Source organism: Bradyrhizobium sp. (assembly GCF_035701725.1).
Taxonomy (GTDB): Bacteria; Pseudomonadota; Alphaproteobacteria; order Rhizobiales; family Xanthobacteraceae; genus Bradyrhizobium.
Genome location: NZ_DASSRP010000049.1, coordinates 1 through 20,235, shown reverse-complemented (window position 1 = coordinate 20,235; position 20,235 = coordinate 1). Strand labels below are relative to the sequence as shown.

Sequence of the window (20,235 nt, the reverse complement as noted above, 5' to 3'; positions counted from 1 at the left end):
CAAAATAGGTCGGCAAATCGATCAGGACTTCGAGGCAGGGCGCGATGCCGAGCCGCCAGCGGCTGTTGGTGCCATCGAGCCGCAGGCTCCCGTCTCGTCCGCCCAGATTGATCCCGTTCTCGTTTTGCAGGCTTCCGACCGGGACGACGATGCTCGAATTGGTCACATCGGGCCGATCCGTCGCGATTTCTTCCGACGCCTGCGAACAATTGTCCGCATATGCGTCGGGAGCCGTCAGGATGACCACAGTGACCAGAATCGAACAGCGAACATTTGGAACTATCACCGGCCACTTCATCAGGTCGAACAGCACGCATGCCTACGCTTGCCGCGCTTGTGCGCGGCGGTACGTGGATAGACTCATGCTTTGGTCGATTTATTCCGCGGCAACAGGTGTCGAAGCCGCGGCGTTTGCCGCCGGTTTTGTGACGCGCTCAGATCCGCCGGGTCCAGCTTTCGGCGTTGGCCGCCCCTTCAGGAACCGAGCCGGAAACGAGCGCGCGGACCTGTTCCACGGTGTTGAGCGCCTGGGCCTCGATGGCGGGGGGCGTCAGCCCGCCGATATGCGGGGTGGCGATCACATTCGGCAGCGCGGCAATCGCCGGGGTTGGCATCTGGTCTGGCGCGCGGCCGACATCGATGGCGGCGCCCGCGATTTTTCTCTGCGTAATCGCAGCCGCCAATGCCGCTTCGTCGACCAGATTGCCGCGCGAAACGTTGATGAACACAGCATCCTTGCGCATTCGCGCAAAGGCTTCGGCGTTGATCAGGTTCTCCGTGGCTTCGTTGGCGATCGCAAGACACACCACGTGGTCGGATTGAGCCAGCAGCGTCGCCAGATCGACCTGTTGGAAGCTCGAATTTTCGACCTTCACATAGGGGTCGGAGATCAGGACCCGCATGCCCATGGCGGCCGTGAGCGGCGCAACCGCGCGGCCGATCGCGCCGTAGCCGATGATACCGATCGTCGTACCCGAGAGCTGCCGTCCCATCTGTGCAGCGGGTATCTTGCCGGCCTGAAAGCTGGCCGTCGCGCGCGAGATGCCGCGATTGAGATCGACCAGAAATCCGAGCACGAGTTCGGTTACGGATTCGACGAAGCCGGGCTTGGCGCGGGTTACGAGAATGCCGTGCGAAGAAGCGGCAGCGACGTCGATATTGCGGATGTCGACCGCGCAGCGTAGCGCGGCCTTCAGCGACGGTAGAGCATCGAAGATCTGCGCGGGGATCGCCGTGGCGCGATCGGCGACGATGAGATCGCAGCCATCAGCGGCGGCGATCAGCGTTTGCCCTTCCAGCGTATCGCTGCCCTGATGCAGCACCACCTCGCCGAGCGCGGAAAGACCGGCGAGGGCGCGCGTGCCGTAATAGTTGTCGCGCATGTGCGGCGTGTGCGTCAGCAGGATCTTCATCGTTCAAGCGTCCAATCTAGTAGCCCATCAGCTTTGGCAGGAATGTGCTGATGACAGGCACGAAGGCGATGATCAAGAGGCAGGCAAAGAGAAGTCCAAGATAGCCCATCATGGGTCGCACGGTCCGTTCTACCGGCACCTTGCCAATCAGGCAGGCGCCGTATAGCCCAAGGCCCAGCGGCGGCGCGAACAGGCCGATGCCCATCGCGATCACGAGCACGACGCCGTAATGCAGCGGCGCGATGCCGAGCTTGCTGGCGACCGGCACCAATAGGGGGCCGAAGATGATGAGTGCGGCGGCGCCCTCCAGCACCGACCCCATGACGATCAGGATCAGGATCGAAAGCAGCATGAACAGCCAGGTGCCGCTCTGCTGCGACAGTCCCACCATGAAATCACCGACCGCATGCGGCACCTGCTGCAATGTCAGCACGAAAGCGAGCGATTGCGCGGCTGCGACGATGAACAGCACGAGACCCGCGCGTGCGGCAGCGTGAACGAAGCTGCTCCACGCGGCCGCGAGCGTCAGCTCGCGAAACATCGCCGCGCCGACCACGATGGCATAAAGCGAAGCAAAGGCGGAAATCTCCGTGGCGGTGGCAAAGCCCGATTTGAAGCCGATGAAAATCATCGCGATCAGGCCGAGCGAAACGCCGGCCCCGAGCCACATGCGCCCGGTCGGCGCGTGCTCCACTGGCGTCGCCGCTCCGCCGGTCGACGGCTTTCCGAACAGGATGGACACCGCGATCAATGCCGCAGCCATCAGCGCGGCGGGCAGCAGCCCGGCGGCAAACAATCCGCCGATCGAGAGGTTGGCGACGAAGCCGAGGATGATGAGGTTGATGCAGGGCGGAATGGTTTCGGCCATCACCGCAGATGCGGCAAGCAGCGCCACCGAAGAACCGGGGTTTTGTCCCGACCGCCGCGATGCCGGAATCAGGACGGCGCCGACCGCCGCAACGTCGGCCATCTTCGAGCCGGAGATGCCGGAGAACAGCACCATGGCGCTGACCATGACCACGTTCAACCCGCCGCGCATGCGCCCGACAAGATGTTGCAGCAGCTCGATCAGCCGCACCGACATGCCGTTGGCTTCCATCAGGTAGCCGACCAGAATGAAGAAGGGAATCGCGAGCAGCACGAAGTTGTCGATACCGCGCGCCATTTGCTGGGCGAAGATCACGCCGGGCAGGCTGCCTTCCGCCCAGATAAAGATCAGCGCGGCCAGCGCCAGCGCAAATCCAATCGGCAGGCCGCCGGCCAGCGTGAGCACGAAGCCAATGAGCATCAACGCGCCGGAGGAGGGCACTGCATTCGGGATGAAGGTGTCGCCCAACCAGAACAAGCCGGATATCGCGGCCAGGATCGCGACCGCGCGCAGGATACGTCGCCAGTTTCGATCAAACAGGATCTCGGCGGCAAACACCGTCATGAAAGCGGCGCCAAGGCCCATCGGATAGAACGTCAGTTCGAGCGGCAGGCCGGCGCCGGTGGTTTGTCCCGACGTGATCCAGCCGAGTTCGATGGCGTGAAAGGCGACATAGCCGGCGATAATCAGCACCAGCGCCGCGCCAATGTCGTCAATGGCGTCCTGCCATGATTGCGGCAGCAGCGCGCGGAAGAACACCACGCCCGGATTTTCGCCGCGCGCCAGTGCCGAGGCCGCGCCGAAAAAGGCGGAGGCCACCATCAACCCGCGGGCGACGTCGTCGGCCCACTCGACCGGGGCGGTGAAGAGCGAGCGGGCCAGCACCGAATAGATCACGACCGCAAGATCGGCCGCAAGCAGACCCGCAGCCACGGTGTCCGAGACCCGCAGCAAGATGCCGGTTACTCGCCGCGCGGCGCCGCTGTCCACCCCGGGCAGGGCAGTGGCAACTTCCGCCATCGTCAGACCGAGGTGGCGCGGATCAGGTCGACCACGGGCTTGGCATCCGGATGCGCCTTCACGAAGGCCTCGCTCTGCGGCAGCACGCGCTTGCGGAAGGCCTCGCGGTCGCAATCGATGATCGTGACGCCCTTGTCCTTCAGCTGCGCCAACGCTTCCTTCTCGACCGCCAGACCGTGGGCGCGGGTATCGGCAGCGGCCTTTCGCGTAATGTCGGTGAAAGCCTCGCGCGTCGACGCCGGCATGCGGTTCAGCGTGGTTTCCGAGCAATAGATCGCCAGCGGCGAGAAGTTGTGCTGGGTGAGCGAGTAGAATTTCGCCGTCTCGAAGAATTTCGAGGCGACGATGGTCGGCGGGTCGTGCTCGAGCCCGTCGAGCACACCGGCTTGCAGCGCCGTGTAGATTTCGCCAAACGCCATCGGCGTTGCTGCGGCGCCCATCAGGCGCAGGCATTCAGTGATCACGGGGTTGGGCAGGGTTCGGATCTTCAGCCCGGCAAGGTCATCCGGATTATTGACCGCCTTGCGCGCCAGTACCGAACGGGAGCCGAAATTGTACGCCCAGGCGATGATACGGATATTGGCGCCCTTCAGCAGCGCCTGCTCGATCGGCGCCGCCGCACCGGCATCGAACGCCTTGGTCTGTTGCGGGAACGATGTAAAGAGATAGCCGAGGTCATAGGTACCGACCACGGGCACGAGATTGGCGGCAATCGAGGAGCCCGAAACCATCATGTCGATCACGCCGAGCTTGACCGAATTGATGACGTCGATCTCCTGTCCGAGCTGATTGTCGGGGAAGAACGCCACCTCGATCTGTCCAGCGAGGTTTGACGCCGCGATCTGCTTGACCAGGTTGTCGTAGTAGACGCGGCCGTTGGCGAATTTCGGATCGTTGGCCTGCGAGGAGGATAGCTTCAATTTCAGCGTCGCCGCTTCGGCGCGTCCAATCAGCGCCGGTGCGGCGAGGCCGGTTGCCGCGAGCGCAGCCGACGAGCGAAGCAGGTGACGGCGATTGACCGAAAATGACGTGGCCCGAAATGACATGGCGCGATTCTCCCCGATATGCGGATCGTTGGATGTCCGCATCTATTTAACCGCAAAGTTAACTTTATCGATCCTGCCGGCACAAGTGGCCAATGCGCTTTCCGGTTCCAAAATGCCGCTGGACTGGCGGCGGTCATCGATTTCCGTCTTGACGTTTGGTTTTGGCGCCCAGCGATCAGCCGGGCTCCATGCCTTTGGCCTTGATGACGGCGAGCGCCGGCGGGCCGGCGAGGAATTTGACGAACGCCTTCGCGGCGTCGACTTCCTTGCTCGCCGCCGATACGCCGGCCGAGAAGGAAGTATAGGACTGAATATCCGCCGGCAGCGGCCCGGCCAGCTCGGCGCCGGGGTGGGGCAGGATCTCGCTGATCTGGGTCATGCCGATCTCGATTTCGCCATTCGTGACCGCTTCCCCGACGCCGCCTTGCAACAGCTTCAGCTTGGGTTTCAGTGCGTCGGCAATGCCGAGTTTCTCGAACAGCGTCTTGAGATAGGCGCCGGTGGCGCCACCGGCCGTATAGCCGACGGAGTTCGCCTTCAGGAGCGCCTGCTTGAAAGCTTCGCTGGTGGCGATATCGGGCTTGGCGGCGCCCTTCTTGATAGCAATGCCAATTCCCGAATGCGCGATCGCCGTGCGCGTGGTCTCGATCTTGCCGCTGCTCGCGAGTCCGTCGATGATCGGTGTCGTGAGGATGGCCACGTCGAACGCGGTGCCCTGGTCGATCTTCTCTTTCAGGACCGAGGCCGGCGAGAACGTCACATCGACCTTGCTACCGGTGGCCTTCTCGAATTGCGGTGCGAGTTCTTCGAGCGTGGTCTTCACGGCCGTTGACGCCAGCACCTTGATTTCAGCGGCTTGCGCCTCAGCCGTCAGCAGCGGCGTCGCCACTGCGACGATCGCGGCAATTCGATATCGAATTTTCATTCTCTCCTCCCGAATACTCGTTCTTGTTTGACGGCCGTCGCCAACTTAGCGAAATGCCCGCGTCGCCGCTATGTCGCCCGAGGATGGCCTGCGGCGCTCAATGTCGCTTGACGAATTCAAGAACCTTCGCGTTGAACACGTCCGGATGCTCCCACGCGATGGCGTGACCGGAATCCGGCACCTCCGCCCACTCATGATCTTTCATGTGAGCGGCCCAAATGCGCATCAAAGCGGGAGGCGCCAGCAGGTCGGCATCCGCTGCGATGATGAGGGTCGGCGTCGGGATGGTCTCGATCTTTGCAAATGTGTTCGGCGTGCGCAGCGGCTGGCTTGGCGCGTCCTTCTGGCGGGAATGCTCGTCGATATCGACCCAGCGCTTGGTGCCGTCCGGATCGGCGCCACGATAGGAGGCGCCGACTTCGCGGTAGACCGCGGGAAGTTTCCTGATGTCGGGAATTTCGATGCGGGCGGAGAAATCGGCGATTTCCTTGTCGCGGATGCTTCCGGTGCTGCCGCCGATCACAAGGCCGCGCAGTTTTTCCGGATGCCAGGCGGCATAATCGAGCGCAGCAAATCCGCCGCCGGCGACACCGAGCAGGTGGAATTTGTCGAGCTTGAGATATTCGACCAGCGCGTCGAGATCGCTGGCAACAGTTCCCGGCTGCGGTCCGCTCGCGGGGTCGGCCATGCTGTTGCCCCAGCCGCGGCGATCAAATGTGATGACGCGGTATCCGGCTTTCGAGAAGCCCGCGATCTGCGCGGCCCAGACCGCGCTGGTGCCGGTATTGGCGTGGAGCAACACGATCGGCACGCCGGTGCCGCCTGAATCCGTGAACCATAGTTTTACGCCGGCAAGGTCGGCATAGGCACCGGCCGAATTATCGGTGGCGTGCGCGGTTGCGGCGATCTGGCTCGTTAGCGCCAGCGCGAAGATGCCCGTCCAAAAGTTGCGGATCAACATTCGATCACGTGCATGTGCGAGGGAACCCGAGGTTAACATAATTTTAGAAAAGCGATCAAATCCGCCGCCGCGACCGGCGCGTTACTCCTCGGCCCTGCGCCGGAACCCGGTCTTCTGAGTTTTCAGCGCATCAAAGATTGAATGGATGGAGGCCTCGATGAGGTACGTTAGAGATATTGCCCTGGCCGGTTGTTTGCTCGCACTCGCATCGCCCGCGATGGCTGCGGGTGCGTATAACGTACAAGGCGCGTATCGCGCTACGCACGGACCGGCAGTCGTGCACCGGATGCGCGCTCAGGATTTCGATCATTTTGATCTGGGTATCGCCCGGCCGAGATATCACTCGGGCTGGGGTGGTCCCTATGGCGATGGCGACTATCCGGGAACGGTCGATCAAAACATGGGACCGCCATACTGGGGCCACTAGTGGAGTGGATCTGCTACCCTTGCTCAAGGCGCTAGCGCGCCAGTCCCCAGTCAGCGCAGACGCTGCCAAGAAAACCAAATGTCCTCTTGGGAGCGCCTGTGCCGTTTTCGTCCTCGGCGGTGACCTGGGTGACGATACCTTCAGGCGAGGCAATCACCGTGAGTTTGCAGATGCGGGGATCGTCCGTCATGTAGCCCGGAGTTTCCCCATCTTCGTAGCGGCCTCCATACCCCTCGGTGGTTCGCCGCCTCTTGGCTCTTGGGTCGGGTGGACCGAGCTCCCAAACATAGAACATCTCGTCGTTGTCCATCTTCTTGCGGCCGGTAGGTAGCCCAAACTTGTCGGCGACGACCTGGACATTCTGCCCGACGAATTGACTGCCGGCCTGGGTCGATGGCGCTGCATCCTGCGCCGTCGCCCAGCCGCAGCTCAAAACCACGCAAAAAACCCCTGCGCCTATGCTTCGCATCGTTCCTATTCCTCCGACCGAGCGACCCGGCCGCCCGCTCGTGGTCTGCGACATCGTCTGAGTGGGGCCATTGGCTGGCAATCTCAGGCAATCTAAAGGCTATTTTAGATAGCCTAAGGGTTTTGGACAGCCGTCGAAATGTATATGTTTGTCTTGGGCGACGCACTATCATCCGGATAGTGCATCAACTTCGTCCGCCCGCGCGAAGGCAAGATCGAGCAGGCTTGCGGATCTGCCAGGCAGGAGAACATCATGGTTAAATTTGGGCTCACAGGAACTGCAGTGCTGTCGCTGGCCCTCATCGGTGCGGCCGCGGCCCATGCGCAGAGCGTCGATGGGCATCAATACCGAAGGCACCTGCACGCGGCGCCTCCGCCCGTCGTTGCTTACGAGCCGAACCTGCCGGTCGAGCAGGCTATACGATTTGGTTACAGCCAGGGATACGCCAATTATCCATCCGGTTGGGGTGGCATCTATGGCGACGGCCGCTATCCCGACAACACCGTCTCGAATGGTCGCTACAATGCTCTTCATTGAGCAGGGCGACGGAACCTGACAGGGTTCAAAGAACGGGCGACGGTTTGACACCGGAGCTTTTTCTTCCGAGCGACAGTCCTCGGCAGGCACGAAAAAGCCCCGGTGATACCGGGGCTTTCTTATTTGCGCTTTCAGGCCGATCAGTATTTCGCGACGACCGGACCGCCAAAGCGGTAGTTGATGCCGACCCGGCCGATCGAGTCATTGAGCGGAACGCTGCGGGGACCTTCGCCCTGGATCGTGTTGAACGCGGTGCTGTTGTACTCCATGTGCAGCACCTCGAACTTGGCGGACCAGTTCGGCGCAAATCCCCATTCGAGGCCGACACCCGCGACCCAACCGGTATGCGTCGATGTCGTCGACGCGAGGAGAGCGAGGGTGTTCGCGTCCTTGATGCCGGCTTCAGCGCCGGTGGCCGCAAAGCCGCCAGTGCCGTAGAACAGCAGGTTGTTGACCGCATAGCCGACACGCGCGCGCGCCGTCGCCACCCAGGTTTCCTTGGTGAAGCTCAGGAACGCCGGATTGCCGGCGATGCCATTATCGGTATTGCTGCCGTATTCGCTGCCCCACGAGCCATCACCCTCGAAACCTAGGACGAAGCTCCCCATCTGCCAATTGTAGCCAAGAGTTCCGCCGCCGATACCGCCCTTGATATTGTAGCCGTTCGCAAAGCTGAGCGTCGAGTTTGTCTGGCTGACGTGGTCGCTGGCCCCCAATGATCCGCCGGCTGTGGCACCGATGTAGAAGCCGGTCCAGTTGTAGATCTGCTCGACCGGCGCTGCTGCCTTCATCGGCAGGTCAGCTGCCATTGCGGCCGTTGGAGCGAGAGCCAAAATGGTGGCTGCACTGAGGAGGGTCTTCTTCATGATGGTCATCTCTCTAAACTGTCTCGCTGAAGCCTGCTTGTGGGAGGAGCGCGCGTTCTGGTTCTGACGGGGCATTAGAACCTCCACTGGATGCCGGTCGAGACGCCGGCGAGGATCGGACCCGTCCAGATGTGCGGATTCGAAGCCAGGCCGCCGGTGGCATCAAATGCCGAGTGGGCATCGGTGGTGACGCCGTGACCGCCTGCGCCGAGATCGTAGTGAGATGTCGGCCCGTTGATGGTCGCGGCCACCGCGGTATACCAGGTCAGGTTCGACCCGAACTTGTGCTTGTAGTTTGCCGTGACCATGTCGGCGGAGTTGTCGTTGTTCGCGAACGTGGCACCACCGTCGAGCGTCGTCTGCGTGGCCGAGTTGTGCTGCCCGGGGTCGCCGGGTGTGTTGAATGCATGAGCCCAGCCGAAGCTGATGCTGTCCACCGGCGTCAATTCCTGGGTCACGAAGAACCACGTGCCATTGCGCTGACGTTCGTTCTGAAATGCCAGCTCGGCCGGTAGGTAGCGATGGAACGATTCAAAGATGCCCCCGACCGTGGTCTTGGTGGAGAAGGTATAGAGGGCGCCGACCTTCCAGGCATCTTCGTCACCGACATCCTCGTTGCAGAGTCGCAAGAAGTTGGCCGCTGATACCGCGGGACTGGGGCCGGCAAACAACCCGTTAGCCAGTCCAAACGCCTGAGTCTGCGAACAGCTGCTCGCATTGGTGAAGAGCCCGCTATTGGCGATACCATAAATGGCAGCAATGTCGCTTTGCCTGTTGGTACCAAAGTGCCGTTCGTAAGCCGCGGTCACGTAGAGCGGGCCGTTGGTGTAGCTCAAGTTGGCGCTGACCGCGTTGCCAAATGAGCCGTCGCCGCAGGTCACCGGCAGGTTGCCGCCCGAGGTCGGATCATTGCCGCCGGTACAATCCCCGGAGCCGGCCGGGATATTGTCATTGATTGTCGCGCGGTTCTGGCCCGGCGAGAACAGCGCGTTGAACTGGAAGCCGCCGATAGTCGGTGATTCATACCAAATCGAGTGATCGAGCCGGCCGCCGAATTCCACACGGTTGTCGCCGCCGGTATTGCCCATGATGACATGCATATCGCCGATTTCGCCGGCGAATGGGTTGAAACCGCCGGTCGACCTCTCATACGGACTCGTCGTTTTGCCGATCTTGACCGCGCCCCACTCGGGATTGGCAAAACCGATATAGGTGTTGCGGTTGAACAGCGAGCCGTTGACACCATTGCTCAGGTTGCTGTTGCTCTCCCTGGTGCCGGGGGTACTAGAAACATCGAAGCCCACTTCGAGCTGATAGACGAAGTTGAACGGCAGATTAGGCAACCGCTGGAAACCGCGTACACCGAGATAGGAGCTGTTACTGGCAATCGCCGGCATCCAGCCGAAATTACCCACCGGGGCAGGCTCGCTCCCACCGGCGAGCCCAGTGTTGTTTATATTTCCGGCAAGAGCTTTGGTCGTGTCATCGAACGAAATGTCGATGTTGCCGTAACCCGTGATCTCGCCGCCCGGCGTGTAGAAGGTGAGCGGATTGCCCTTCTTGTGCTCAAGGAAGCCGTGGCCGTTGGCATCGATCTCGGGCGCGACGAGCGCGGGTGCTGGAGTTGGTGTGCGCGTTGCGAGCACCGCGCCGACCGCTGGCGAAACGCCGGGCTTGGCAGGCGTCGCGTTCTTGATGGAGGCGTCATCACGCTTGTTGAGTTGCCTTCTCAACGCCGCATTCTCATTGGCGAGCGCTGCGTCTCGTTTCTCAATCTTGTCGAGCCGCTTCAACACCTCGTCGAGTCTGTCATCGGCGGAAGCAGGCAGTGCCTGCAACACAAACCCCGCTGCGAGTAAGGTTGCGCCCAGAACGCGTTTTCTCATCGTCTCGCCCCCCAATTCAAATCAGTTGAGGAGCCTCGCTTGGTCGCACGATACCGTCAACGCGGCGCGGAATTCAGAGATCTAACGCAGTTGCGAAATCGCTCGGCTTGCGAACCATCGGAAAATCAATTTATTTCAAGATGATGTGTGCGTATGCGCTAGTTTGTCGCAATGCGGTATGCGATGTGTCGTTCTGGCAACACTTAGGAATAATGTATACCAATAACGGGAATAAGTAGCAGCGAAAGCAGGCGCCTGAGAATCAGATCGGGAATATCTCGCCGGTGAAAACGGCAATGTGCGGCGGATGATCGGTGACCGTGAAAGCTTGTCGTGGGCTTCAACACCAAGCCGTGCACGAGGATCTCAGCCGAGGTTCATCTCGACCGCCATGCGGATGAGATCGGAATGGCTCTTGGCGCCGAGTTTCTGCTTCAGAAGCGATGTCGAATTGGCCACCGTCTTGTAGGAGATACCGAGCGCATCCGCGATCTCGGCGATCTTGTCGCCTCGACGCAGCAGCGTCAGAATCTCCAGTTCGCGCGTCGTCATCTTGTTGGCCGGGCTGGCCTTGGCGGCGGACGCGAACGTGACGGCTTCGGCGAGGTGCGGTGAAATGTAGTTTTCACCGGCGGCGACCTTGAGCACCGCTTTGACGAAAAGCCGTGGATCATCGGATTTTGAGAGATAGCCTTGCGCGCCCATCTCGACCGCCCGCACCACGAACGCCGGATCGTCGTTCATGCTGAACATGATGATCCGGGCATCAGGATCTTCCTTGCGGATCTGCCGCATCAATTCAAAGCCGGAAACGTCCGGAAGCTTGATGTCGATGACGGTGATATCGGGCTTGCTTTCCTGGAACGCGAGCAGGCCGGCTTTGGCGTTTCCGGCGCCCTCGATCTTCACGGATGCGTCGGACACGAACAAGGACCTGCAGCCGGAGACGACGACCGGATGGTCATCGACGATCAGCACCTTCGTTTGAGTCTTTTGATGTTCGGGGATCATGATGGTTATCGTTGCTCGGGGTATAAACGCGGATCGCAGATCAGCGGAATAGAATCTCTCTAGAAAGTTGGGATGACGATATGTGGAAAAGGCTTCCTTTGCGGTTTCGGCTTTTTCTGCCGACCATCGGCTTGATCGCGGCTTCCCTGCTTTTCGGCATATTTGCCCTGCAGACATTTTCGCCCGATCAGTTCGAAAGGGAAAGTGAGGACGCCGCTGCCCTGGTCAAGACTGTGACGAAAGGTCTCAACGCGGCGCTCTCGGTTGCGGGAAACCCCGGACCGACGCTGGAGGCCTTTGCCGACGGCATTGGCAGGGGAGACGCAATCCAATACCGCAAGGCCGACGCTTCCGTAAGCACGCCCAAGATCCGGTTGAATACCGACGCCGTTCCTGCCTGGTTCGTGGGGCTGTTGCGAATACCCAACCTTGCGACCGCTCACCCGATTATCGTTGGCGAGCAGCATGTCGGCGATATCCTTTTCGTTCCCGATCTGACGCCCGATTTGAATGAGAAATGGCTTGGCTTTCTGGCGATCGTTCTGTCGGGCACGGCTCTTTTGGTGCTGGCGGCGGTCAGCGCCTATTTGACGACGACGATGGCTTTGCAGCCGCTGCAGCAACTCGGTGCAGGGCTGGCGCGCATGCAGCGCGGCGATTATGACAGAAAGATTCCGCTGCTCGGACCTCCCGAAGTCCGCAAGAGCTGCGCGGAAGCCAATCAGCTGGCGCGAAAGCTCAAACGATTGGCGAAGGACAATCGCGACATGCTGCGCAAGCTCGTGTCGCTGCAGGACGATGAGCGCGAAGAGCTCGCCAAGGAACTGCATGACGAGCTTGGCCCATTGCTGTTTGCGATCCGCGCCAACGCCATCGCGCTGTCGGGATCGTCCAGCGATCCGGAAGCGCCGTCCAATCAGCTCATCGAGGCAGCCGAAGCGCTTCAGCAGGCCAGCCGCCGGATTCTGGAAGGGCTTAGTCCGCTCTACCTCGAAGAACTCGGACTTGAGAAAAGCATCGAGACGCTGCTTCAGAATGCGCATGCGGCGTTGCCGTCCGTTGCGACTTCGGCCGAGATCGATCCGCGGCTGGATTCGCTCGATCACCTGATGTCGCAGACGATCTACCGCGTGGTCCAGGAAGCGATCACCAACGTCATCAAGCATGCGCAGGCGAGTACATTGAACGTCGTTGCCGACTTGCGCGATCAGGCTGTCACGATCGAGGTCTCTGACGACGGCATCGGATTTCCCGAAAATGTCGCGCTCGGCAGGGGGCTGACGGGAATGTCCGATCGCAGCCGCGCGCTGGACGGAAAACTGGATTTGCTGCGCGAGAATGGAAGAACGGTGGTGCGCTGCTGGCTGCCCTTGGCGGCCGCCCGAGTCGGTTGACTGTAACGCCGCATCCATAGCGGAAAAGGTTTCCCTGGCGGAGCGATCATGTCCGGCATCTCATCACGCTTTTGTTCCAAGGCATTGTCATCATTCTGATTATTGACAGTTCCTGGAAACTGATCTACCTCCGACAACAGGGGATAGCGATCTCCCCTCCAGGCGACATGCCCAAGAATCGCGTCCTGTTCACCAAGGGCGCAGCATGTCTTCATATACCTCAATTCCTTCAGACAAATTGTCCCGGCTCATTGGCACGGCAAAGCTGCCGGCCCTGATCGACGTCCGCAGCGACGAAGAATTCGCGGCGGAGCCACGTCTCATTCCGGGCGCAACGCGCCGTTCCCATCGTAATGTCCAGGAATGGGCAGCCGACTTTGTCGGCAAGTCCGTGATCGTGATCTGTCGTGATGGCGGTGGCCTTTCGGAGGGCACGGCGGCCTGGCTGCGCCACAGCGGCATATCAGCCGAAACGCTGGAAGGCGGCCACGCCGCCTGGAGGAACGCAGAGCTTCCGACGGTCGCGGCCGATAAGCTTCCCAAACGCGACGCGCGTGGGCGCACCGTCTGGGTGACGCGGTCGCGGCCCAAGGTCGACCGCATCGCCTGTCCCTGGCTGATCCGCCGTTTCGTGGATCCTTCCGCCGTGTTTCTGTTCGTCACCCCTGCCGAGATCGAGGCGGTTGCCGAGCGTTTTGGCGCCGCGCCATTCGATGTCGAGCGCGTCTTCTGGAGCCATCGCGGCGAGCTCTGCACTTTCGATGTCATGGTGCAGGAGTTCGGCCTGTTGATGCCGCCATTGGAGCGGCTGGCGACGATGGTCCGCGCGGCCGACACGGCGCGGCTCGATCTTTCACCGGAGGCGCCGGGCCTGCTCGCCGCCTCGCTCGGCCTGTCGCGCATGTATGACGACGATCTGGAGCAGCTGAACGCCGGCATGCTGATCTACGACGCGTTCTATCGCTGGTGCCGCGATGCCGCGAAAGAAACCCACCATAGTCCAACCAGGGCAAAGCCGTAGTGGCCAAGGGGGAGACCGAAGGGGGGAGACACAGGGGCGATCTGACCAAGAGAAAAGGCGCGATCATGCGTATCAACATCTGGACGGCCACATTCGCTCTCATGGCATTTTCCGCTGTATTTGGCGCTCAGAGAGCCGAGTGGAACACCATCGCAGAACCCTTCGTGTCGCCAGCGCATGCCCAGGAAATCGACTGGGCGAAGGTCGACGAGACGCTCGGGCGGAAAGCGGCCGTGTCGGGCGACGTGCACCGCTACGGCTTCGGGCGCTCCGACCTTTCGGTGACGCTGGATGGCGTGACGATCAAGCCGGCATTTGCACTCGGCGGCTGGATCGCGTTCAAGCCCGCCCATGGCGGCGTGATGGCGATGGGCGATCTGGTGTTGCTGGAGAGCGAAGTCAATCCGGTGATGGCGAAGATGATCGCAAGCGGGCTTCAGATCACCGCCGTGCACAATCACCTGCTGCGCGCCAGTCCTGCGACCTTCTACATGCATGTCGCCGGTCACGGCGATGCCGTGAAGCTCGCCTCGGCGATCCACGATGCGCTCGCCGAAAGCAAGACGCCGCTCAGGGTTACCCCTTCGACGACGCCACCTCCGGCGGTCGACCTCGACACGGCGCAACTCGACCAGATCATCGGTGTCAAGGGACAGGCGAATGGCGGCGTGTATCAGTTCGGCGTACCGCGCCGCGATCCGATCACCGATGGCGGCGTGCCCTTGGTCCCGGCCGGACCGATGGGGGTTGCGACAGGCATCAACTTCCAACCGACCGGCAATGGCAAGGCCGCGATCACGGGCGACTTCGTCATGACCGGAGAAGAAGTCAATCCGGTGATCATGGCGCTGCGGAGCAACGGCATCGAGGTGACAGCATTGCACAGTCATATGATCGACGAGCAGCCGCGGCTGTTCTTCATGCACTTCTGGGCCAACGACGACGCGATCAAGCTTGCCAAGGGCCTGCGTGCAGCACTGGACAAAACTGCGAGCACCAAGAGCTGATAGCGAATCGTAGGTAGCGATAGTGACAATGACAACGGCAGTCGAGCGGGGCCGGATAGCTGAGAAGCCCGCCACATCTGGTTGACAGATTCGACGGCGAAGATTTAATTTTGCAGTACGGGAAAGCGATCTTCCCGCGAGGCGACATGCCGAAGAATCGCGTCCGATTCACCAAGGGCGTAGCATGTCCGACAGTCGTCAAGATCTACCCAAGCGCCGAAATCGCACTCGCATCTGGATTGCGGGCATCATTGCTGCGATCCTGGCAATCAGCGGCACGTTTTATGCTGTGGCGGTTCCCGGCTTGTCGAGCGCGCTCCGCGAGCCACCGGCCGTGGAGACGCTGGTCGCTACCTGGCTGCTGCATCAAAGCGTGCCGGATCAAGCGAAGAACGCCGTCAATCCCTTGAAGAGCGATCTCGCCAGCATCGCAGCCGGCCGCGATCTCTATCGGGAAAAATGCGAGACGTGTCACGCCTATGATGGCGGCGGCAGAACCACCATCGGCGCAGGCCAGTATCCGCGTCCGCCGGCGCTGCGATCGTTTGCGATTCAGGCGACCTCGGACGGCGAGCTTTTTTATCATATCCGCAACGGCATCCGTAACACCGGCATGCCGGCCTGGAATCTGCCCGATCGGCAGATCTGGCAGCTCGTCAGCTACCTCCGGCACTTGCCGCAGGTAGCTGAACTGGCTCCGGCCGCGGCCGCACCCACAAGCCCGCCGCCACCGGATCACGGACGTTATGCCGGCTCGCTCGCCTGCAAGGGCTGTCACGAGGAAATCTATGCCCGCTGGATGAAGACGCGCATGGCCAATGTCGTGCGCGATCCGCGCGAGCATCCCGATGCCATCACGCCGGATATCTCCAAGCCCAACCCGGTCTTCAACTTCACCAAGGACGACGTCGCTTTCGTCTATGGCAGCCGCTGGAAGCAGCGCTATTTCAAGAAAGTCGGCGACGACTATTTCCCGCTTCCGGTCCAGTGGGATGTCTTCCATCAGACCTGGAGCAAATATTTCGTTCCCAACAGCGGTGACTGGTGGGCGCCGCTCTATCCGCCGGACAACTTCCAGCGCCCGACCGGGCCGCTCTGTGACGGCTGTCATTCCGTCAATTACGATATCAAGACCAAGACTGTCACCGAGTGGAACGTCGGCTGCGAGCGATGCCATGGGCCGGGTGAAGCGCACGTCAAGAAGCCGGTTCGTGAAACAATCGCGAATCCGGGGCGGTTCGACTACGTCCACGCCAGCGATACCTGCATCCAGTGCCATTCGCAGGGGCAGCCGCTGAGCAACCCGATCGAAGGCAAATATTATGACTGGCCGGTGGGTTACGACGTCACCAAGAATCTGAAAGACTACTGGAAGCTCGAGGAACACAAGCTCGGCGAAACCACCTTCACCCATTTCGCCGACGACACCGGCCACAAGAACCGCATGCAGGGCAACGACTTCGTGCAGAGTCTGATGTATGCCCGCGGCGTCACTTGCTTCAGTTGCCACGATGCGCATGGCACCGAGAATGCCGGCATGGTGCGCAAGCAGGGCAACGCGCTGTGCCTTGATTGTCACGGCCCGAATGCGCAAGCGGGACCGCACGCTCCGAGCGTCGAGGCGCATACCCATCACAAGTCCGGCAGTCCGGGCAACGAATGCATCGCCTGCCACATGCCGAAGATCGAACAGACGATCTCTGACCAGAATGTCCGCAGCCACACCTTTCGTTTCGTGACACCGGGTGACACCGAAGCGCTCAAGATTCCGAACGCATGTAATCTGTGTCACACCGATAAATCGACCGAATGGGCGAAGGCCGCGCTGGAATCCTGGCCGGATCGCTCGCCGTGGCGGATGTCGCGATGAGAGAGGCTTCGCGCGCGAGGCGATATTTGGTTGCGGCCGGCACCGTCGGCCTCGCACTTGGTCTTGGCGTGCGGCCCGCGTCCGCCTACCGCCCGTTCGACGGCACCGACGCGGCTGTGGCCGACGTCCACGAAACCGAGGTCGAGCTTCAACCGTTCGGAGTTCAAAAGACCGGCTCGCAATCGACCGCGGTCGCGCCGTTCGTCGTTTATAACTACGGCTTCGCCGAGCGTTGGGAGATGGTGCTGCAGACCGAGATGCTGTCGCCGATCACCGGCGGTGGCCAGCCCAGCGTCGCGGCAACGGGCGCGTTCCTCAAATATGTCATCGTGCCGGGCTCGCTGCAGGACAAGTCCGGATCCGGCATCAGCGTCGCCACCGAATTCGGCCCCTTGCTGCCCGGTATAAACGCCGACTCCGGTGTCGGATTCAGCTGGGCCGGCATCGTGTCGCAGCGCTGGGACTGGGGCACGATGCATTTCAACGTCGAAGCCAATCTCACGCGCGATCATCAGGCCGAGTCATTTGTCAGCGTGATCCTCGAAGGACCACGTAATTGGACTGTCCGCCCGGTGATGGAAGTCTTTTACGACAAGGTATGGACCGAGGGCGAAAGCCGTTCGGTGCTGATCGGCGCGATCTGGCAGGTCGAAAAGGATCTCTCGCTCGACGCGGCGTATCGCTACGCCACCGTGAACGGTCGCGCCGTCAATGAAATCCGTGCCGGACTTACGTTTGCGTTCAAGGAGGAGGGCGACAAGGCTCCGACGAAGCCGGGTGTGACCTTCAGCAATTGGGGCCTCTCAAAGTAAGGCGCCGGCCCGGCTGATGTTGCTTGGAAGGCAGCTAGCGCCCGCCTGCCGGAATTGCGAACCTCGCAATGCTGTGACGTTCCGGAATTTCGCGGTGTCTTGCCCTGGCCAATCGGGTGATAGTAGCCGGCATCTCCGCCTGACCCAGGGGAAGGCCGCAATGTTCTATTTCCTGACCAAAGCCGCTGTTTCGGGGGTGACCGCCGCCATTGTGTCCGAAATCGCCAAGCGCAGTCCGGCATTCGGCGCCCTGGTCGCCTCGCTGCCGCTGGTTTCGATCATGGCCGTGATTTGGCTTTGGCGGGACACGGCCGATCCGTCGCGGATAGCCTCGCACATGGAAGCAACCTTCTGGTACGTGTTGCCTTCGTTGCCGATGTTCCTGCTGATTCCGGCGCTGCTTCGCAGCGGCGCGGGTTTCTGGGTGTCATTGATTGCAGGCTGCATCGTCACCTTCGTCTTGTATCTTGTAACGGCCTCGGTCCTCGCGCGCTTCGGTGTCAACCTGTGAGGCGTGCTCGCGAACTCGGGCAAACGATGAGCATCCATCAATGTCTCGGCCCTGACATCCGTACACCGTCGCGGTGCGCGCGCTCGCGAATGTCAGAGCCAAATGGACGGCGCGCGCGAGGACGATGAGCATTTCTACCAAACCTCCGCCGGTCGCAACCGGGACAGGTATTTCCCGTCTCTATCTCGCGCGCGGTCTTCGTGGCTTCGGCGATGGCTTCGCCATCATCATCCTTCCCGCTTACATGACCGCGCATGGCTTCGATGCGGTCGCGGTGGGCATCGTGGCGACCGCTTCTCTGTTCGGCACGGCTCTGTTGACGCTCGTCACGGGTCTCATTGCGCCCCGGCATGATATGAGGGCCTTGATGCTGGTTGGCGCCGGGCTGATGGTGCTCACCGGCATCGCGTTTCCCAACGTCGAGCATCTCGCCTTGATTTCGCTGGTCGGGTTTGTGGGAACGATCAATCCCTCGGCCGGCGACCTCGGCATGCTGGTGCCGCTGGAGCACGCCATGCTGGCGCGCAGCGCATCGGATCGCGAGCGAACACGCGTTTTCGCGCGCTATAGCCTGATCGGATCGCTATCCGCCGCGGCCGGCTCGCTCGCTTCGTCCTTGCCGGACTTCCTCGGCTCTGCGGGCATCGACAATGTCAGCGCGCTGCGATGGATGTTCTATGCTTATGCGGCCCTCGGCCTTGCGAGCGCAGTTTTGTACAGCGGACTGCCGCGCGCACATGCGGAAGAAAAGAGGCACGCGCCGCTCGCGGCGTCGCGCAGCATGGTCTATCGGCTGGCGGCTCTGTTCTGCATCGATTCCTTTGCCGGCGGCTTCATCGCTCAATCGCTGCTGGTGCTCTGGCTGTTCGAGCGGTTCGATCTGTCGCTGTCGGCTGCCGGCGTGTTCTTTTTCTGGTCGAGCACTTTGAGCGCATTCTCCTATCCCGTGGCGGCTTGGCTCGCCAAGCGCATCGGGCTCGTCAACACCATGGTGTTCACGCACATTCCCTCGAGCGTGTTCCTGATTCTTGCCGCGTTCGCGCCCAACCTGTATGTCGCGCTGGGTCTGTTACTCCTGCGCGCGGCGCTGTCGCAGATGGATGTGCCGACCCGGACGTCCTACGTGATGGCCGTGGTGACCCCGGCGGAGCGTCCGGCTGCGGCCAGCGTCACCACCGTGCCGCGCAGTCTCGCCTCGGCGGTCAGCCCCGTCATCGCCGGTGCATTATTGGCGACGTCTTTCTCGGGATTGCCGCTCATCCTGTGCGGAGGCCTGAAGATCGTTTACGATCTCGCGCTTCTGTTCACCTTCAGGCATATCAAACCGCCTGAAGAACAGCTTTAGGCTCGCTCAACGTCCGACGATCTCCGGCACCTTGGTCGCGGGCGGCGTGTTGCGGCTGCGCTGGGTGCGGACGATACCGTCGATGACGGTCATGCCGATACCGGGCAGATCGCCGAGCCGGACGCTCTCGAGAATGTTCTTGCCTGGCGAGTGCTGCGCCTTGTCCATCAGCACGAAATCGGCCGCGCGGCCGACCTCAATCAGGCCGCAGTCGAGCGCACGCATCCGCGCGGTGTTTCCGGTCGCGAGGCAAAACGCGATTTCCGCAGGCAGCTCACCGAGCGAGGACAGCATCGAGACCATCCGCAAGATGCCGAGCGGCTGCACGCCGGAGCCGGCCGGCGCATCGGTGCCGAGAATGACGCGGGCAAGATCGCCCATCTCGCGCGCGGTGCGGAGCGTATAGAGCGCCGAGCGCTCATTGCCGTTGTGAACCAGCTCCAGCCCGCGTTTGCAGCCCTCGCAGATGCAGCGGATCTGGTTGTCGGGCAGCGCGGTGTGGCCGCCATTGATGTGGCCGACCACGTCGGTGTCGGCTTCCAGCACGACGTCCTTGTCGATCAGGCCCGAACCGGGGATCGACGGGCCACCGGTGTGGATGGTGCTTTGAATGCCGTATTTGCGCGCCCAGCCTACCATCTTGCGCGCGGTGGGTCCGTCCTTGACGCCGCCGAGGCCGACTTCGCCGAGCAGTTTGACGCCGGCCGCGGCCAGTTCCTTGAAGTCTTCTTCTACCATCTCGCATTCGATCACGGGCGCGCCGGCATGTACCTTCACGCCACCCGGCCGCAGCGTCCAGAACGCACGCTGCGCAAATATCGCCATCGCCTTCAGCCCCACGACATCG

The 20,235-nt window shown here is 61.6% G+C and carries 19 protein-coding genes; 9 read left to right on the top strand and 10 right to left on the bottom strand.

Annotation, left to right across the window (positions count from 1 at the left end; genetic code table 11):
- Nucleotides 1-434: 434 nt before the first annotated feature.
- The 5 genes from VFL62_RS02605 to VFL62_RS02585 form a co-directional block, all read right to left on the bottom strand.
- Complete coding sequence (locus VFL62_RS02605) at nucleotides 435-1,412, bottom strand: NAD(P)-dependent oxidoreductase (RefSeq protein ID WP_325170820.1); 978 nt, start codon at nucleotides 1,410-1,412, stop codon at nucleotides 435-437.
- Nucleotides 1,413-1,428: 16 nt separating this feature from the next.
- On the bottom strand, nucleotides 1,429-3,300 hold the full coding sequence (locus tag VFL62_RS02600; protein ID WP_325170819.1) for a TRAP transporter large permease subunit: 1,872 nt from the start codon (nucleotides 3,298-3,300) through the stop codon (nucleotides 1,429-1,431).
- A 2-nt stretch (nucleotides 3,301-3,302) separates the two neighbouring features.
- The gene (locus VFL62_RS02595; RefSeq protein WP_325170818.1) at nucleotides 3,303-4,346 is read right to left on the bottom strand and encodes a TRAP transporter substrate-binding protein; all 1,044 of its coding nucleotides are present in this window, start codon (nucleotides 4,344-4,346) and stop codon (nucleotides 3,303-3,305) included.
- A 175-nt stretch (nucleotides 4,347-4,521) separates the two neighbouring features.
- Nucleotides 4,522-5,271 carry a substrate-binding domain-containing protein gene (locus tag VFL62_RS02590; protein ID WP_325170817.1) on the bottom strand — a complete coding sequence of 250 codons (750 nt, stop codon included), beginning with the start codon at nucleotides 5,269-5,271 and terminating at the stop codon, nucleotides 4,522-4,524.
- A 97-nt stretch (nucleotides 5,272-5,368) separates the two neighbouring features.
- Nucleotides 5,369-6,232, bottom strand: a complete 864-nt coding sequence (locus VFL62_RS02585; protein ID WP_325170816.1) for an alpha/beta hydrolase — start codon at nucleotides 6,230-6,232, stop codon at nucleotides 5,369-5,371.
- Between the two features lie 157 nt (nucleotides 6,233-6,389).
- Here VFL62_RS02585 and VFL62_RS02580 point away from each other — a divergent pair, with 157 nt between their 5' ends.
- A complete protein-coding gene (locus VFL62_RS02580) occupies nucleotides 6,390-6,659 on the top strand; it encodes a hypothetical protein (protein WP_325170815.1) in 270 nt (89 codons plus the stop codon).
- A 31-nt stretch (nucleotides 6,660-6,690) separates the two neighbouring features.
- Here the strand turns inward: VFL62_RS02580 and VFL62_RS02575 are convergent, their stop codons facing one another.
- Nucleotides 6,691-7,128 (bottom strand): hypothetical protein, encoded by a 438-nt coding sequence (locus VFL62_RS02575; protein ID WP_325170814.1) that lies wholly within the window; start codon nucleotides 7,126-7,128, stop codon nucleotides 6,691-6,693.
- Nucleotides 7,129-7,380: 252 nt separating this feature from the next.
- Here VFL62_RS02575 and VFL62_RS02570 point away from each other — a divergent pair, with 252 nt between their 5' ends.
- Nucleotides 7,381-7,665, top strand: coding sequence for a hypothetical protein (locus VFL62_RS02570; protein ID WP_325170813.1), 285 nt, complete (start codon nucleotides 7,381-7,383; stop codon nucleotides 7,663-7,665).
- A gap of 140 nt (nucleotides 7,666-7,805) precedes the next feature.
- Here VFL62_RS02570 and VFL62_RS02565 read toward each other — a convergent pair whose 3' ends face one another.
- The 3 genes from VFL62_RS02565 to VFL62_RS02555 form a co-directional block, all read right to left on the bottom strand.
- The gene (locus VFL62_RS02565; protein ID WP_325170812.1) at nucleotides 7,806-8,531 is read right to left on the bottom strand and encodes an outer membrane protein; all 726 of its coding nucleotides are present in this window, start codon (nucleotides 8,529-8,531) and stop codon (nucleotides 7,806-7,808) included.
- A 74-nt stretch (nucleotides 8,532-8,605) separates the two neighbouring features.
- Nucleotides 8,606-10,417 (bottom strand): porin, encoded by a 1,812-nt coding sequence (locus VFL62_RS02560; RefSeq protein ID WP_325170811.1) that lies wholly within the window; start codon nucleotides 10,415-10,417, stop codon nucleotides 8,606-8,608.
- Nucleotides 10,418-10,783: 366 nt separating this feature from the next.
- A complete protein-coding gene (locus VFL62_RS02555) occupies nucleotides 10,784-11,428 on the bottom strand; it encodes a response regulator transcription factor (RefSeq protein ID WP_325170810.1) in 645 nt (214 codons plus the stop codon).
- A gap of 98 nt (nucleotides 11,429-11,526) precedes the next feature.
- Between VFL62_RS02555 and VFL62_RS02550 the strand changes: the two genes are divergently transcribed.
- The 7 genes from VFL62_RS02550 (at nucleotide 11,527) to VFL62_RS02520 (ending at nucleotide 19,388) form a co-directional block, all read left to right on the top strand.
- Nucleotides 11,527-12,822: an ATP-binding protein gene (locus VFL62_RS02550; protein ID WP_325170809.1), complete on the top strand. Its 1,296-nt coding sequence runs from the start codon at nucleotides 11,527-11,529 to the stop codon at nucleotides 12,820-12,822.
- Between the two features lie 205 nt (nucleotides 12,823-13,027).
- Nucleotides 13,028-13,843, top strand: coding sequence for a sulfurtransferase/chromate resistance protein (locus VFL62_RS02545; protein ID WP_325170808.1), 816 nt, complete (start codon nucleotides 13,028-13,030; stop codon nucleotides 13,841-13,843).
- A gap of 65 nt (nucleotides 13,844-13,908) precedes the next feature.
- Complete coding sequence (locus VFL62_RS02540; protein WP_414644583.1) at nucleotides 13,909-14,850, top strand: DUF1259 domain-containing protein; 942 nt, start codon at nucleotides 13,909-13,911, stop codon at nucleotides 14,848-14,850.
- A gap of 184 nt (nucleotides 14,851-15,034) precedes the next feature.
- Nucleotides 15,035-16,720: a c-type cytochrome gene (locus VFL62_RS02535; protein WP_325170807.1), complete on the top strand. Its 1,686-nt coding sequence runs from the start codon at nucleotides 15,035-15,037 to the stop codon at nucleotides 16,718-16,720.
- Complete coding sequence (locus tag VFL62_RS02530) at nucleotides 16,717-17,532, top strand: hypothetical protein (protein WP_325170806.1); 816 nt, start codon at nucleotides 16,717-16,719, stop codon at nucleotides 17,530-17,532. The genes VFL62_RS02535 and VFL62_RS02530 overlap by 4 nt, the downstream gene beginning before the upstream one ends.
- A 160-nt stretch (nucleotides 17,533-17,692) precedes the next feature.
- Nucleotides 17,693-18,043 carry a DUF3147 family protein gene (locus VFL62_RS02525; RefSeq protein ID WP_325170805.1) on the top strand — a complete coding sequence of 117 codons (351 nt, stop codon included), beginning with the start codon at nucleotides 17,693-17,695 and terminating at the stop codon, nucleotides 18,041-18,043.
- Between the two features lie 124 nt (nucleotides 18,044-18,167).
- The gene (locus tag VFL62_RS02520; RefSeq protein ID WP_325170804.1) at nucleotides 18,168-19,388 is read left to right on the top strand and encodes an MFS transporter; all 1,221 of its coding nucleotides are present in this window, start codon (nucleotides 18,168-18,170) and stop codon (nucleotides 19,386-19,388) included.
- A gap of 6 nt (nucleotides 19,389-19,394) precedes the next feature.
- Here the strand turns inward: VFL62_RS02520 and VFL62_RS02515 are convergent.
- On the bottom strand, nucleotides 19,395-20,235 hold an 841-nt coding region (locus VFL62_RS02515; protein ID WP_325170803.1), incomplete at its 5' end, for an amidohydrolase family protein.

Excerpts from the sequence above, each read along its gene's own strand:
- VFL62_RS02605 (WP_325170820.1), bottom strand. The coding sequence starts at position 1,412 with ATGAAGATCCTGCTGACGCACACGCCGCACATGCGCGACAACTATTAC.
- VFL62_RS02600 (WP_325170819.1), bottom strand. The coding sequence starts at position 3,300 with ATGGCGGAAGTTGCCACTGCCCTGCCCGGGGTGGACAGCGGCGCCGCG.
- VFL62_RS02595 (WP_325170818.1), bottom strand. The coding sequence starts at position 4,346 with ATGTCATTTCGGGCCACGTCATTTTCGGTCAATCGCCGTCACCTGCTT.
- VFL62_RS02590 (WP_325170817.1), bottom strand. The coding sequence starts at position 5,271 with ATGAAAATTCGATATCGAATTGCCGCGATCGTCGCAGTGGCGACGCCG.
- VFL62_RS02585 (WP_325170816.1), bottom strand. The coding sequence starts at position 6,232 with ATGTTGATCCGCAACTTTTGGACGGGCATCTTCGCGCTGGCGCTAACG.
- VFL62_RS02580 (WP_325170815.1), top strand. The coding sequence starts at position 6,390 with ATGAGGTACGTTAGAGATATTGCCCTGGCCGGTTGTTTGCTCGCACTC.
- VFL62_RS02575 (WP_325170814.1), bottom strand. The coding sequence starts at position 7,128 with ATGCGAAGCATAGGCGCAGGGGTTTTTTGCGTGGTTTTGAGCTGCGGC.
- VFL62_RS02570 (WP_325170813.1), top strand. The coding sequence starts at position 7,381 with ATGGTTAAATTTGGGCTCACAGGAACTGCAGTGCTGTCGCTGGCCCTC.
- VFL62_RS02565 (WP_325170812.1), bottom strand. The coding sequence starts at position 8,531 with ATGAAGAAGACCCTCCTCAGTGCAGCCACCATTTTGGCTCTCGCTCCA.
- VFL62_RS02560 (WP_325170811.1), bottom strand. The coding sequence starts at position 10,417 with ATGAGAAAACGCGTTCTGGGCGCAACCTTACTCGCAGCGGGGTTTGTG.
- VFL62_RS02555 (WP_325170810.1), bottom strand. The coding sequence starts at position 11,428 with ATGATCCCCGAACATCAAAAGACTCAAACGAAGGTGCTGATCGTCGAT.
- VFL62_RS02545 (WP_325170808.1), top strand. The coding sequence starts at position 13,028 with ATGTCTTCATATACCTCAATTCCTTCAGACAAATTGTCCCGGCTCATT.
- VFL62_RS02540 (WP_414644583.1), top strand. The coding sequence starts at position 13,909 with ATGCGTATCAACATCTGGACGGCCACATTCGCTCTCATGGCATTTTCC.
- VFL62_RS02535 (WP_325170807.1), top strand. The coding sequence starts at position 15,035 with ATGTCCGACAGTCGTCAAGATCTACCCAAGCGCCGAAATCGCACTCGC.
- VFL62_RS02530 (WP_325170806.1), top strand. The coding sequence starts at position 16,717 with ATGAGAGAGGCTTCGCGCGCGAGGCGATATTTGGTTGCGGCCGGCACC.
- VFL62_RS02525 (WP_325170805.1), top strand. The coding sequence starts at position 17,693 with ATGTTCTATTTCCTGACCAAAGCCGCTGTTTCGGGGGTGACCGCCGCC.
- VFL62_RS02520 (WP_325170804.1), top strand. The coding sequence starts at position 18,168 with ATGAGCATTTCTACCAAACCTCCGCCGGTCGCAACCGGGACAGGTATT.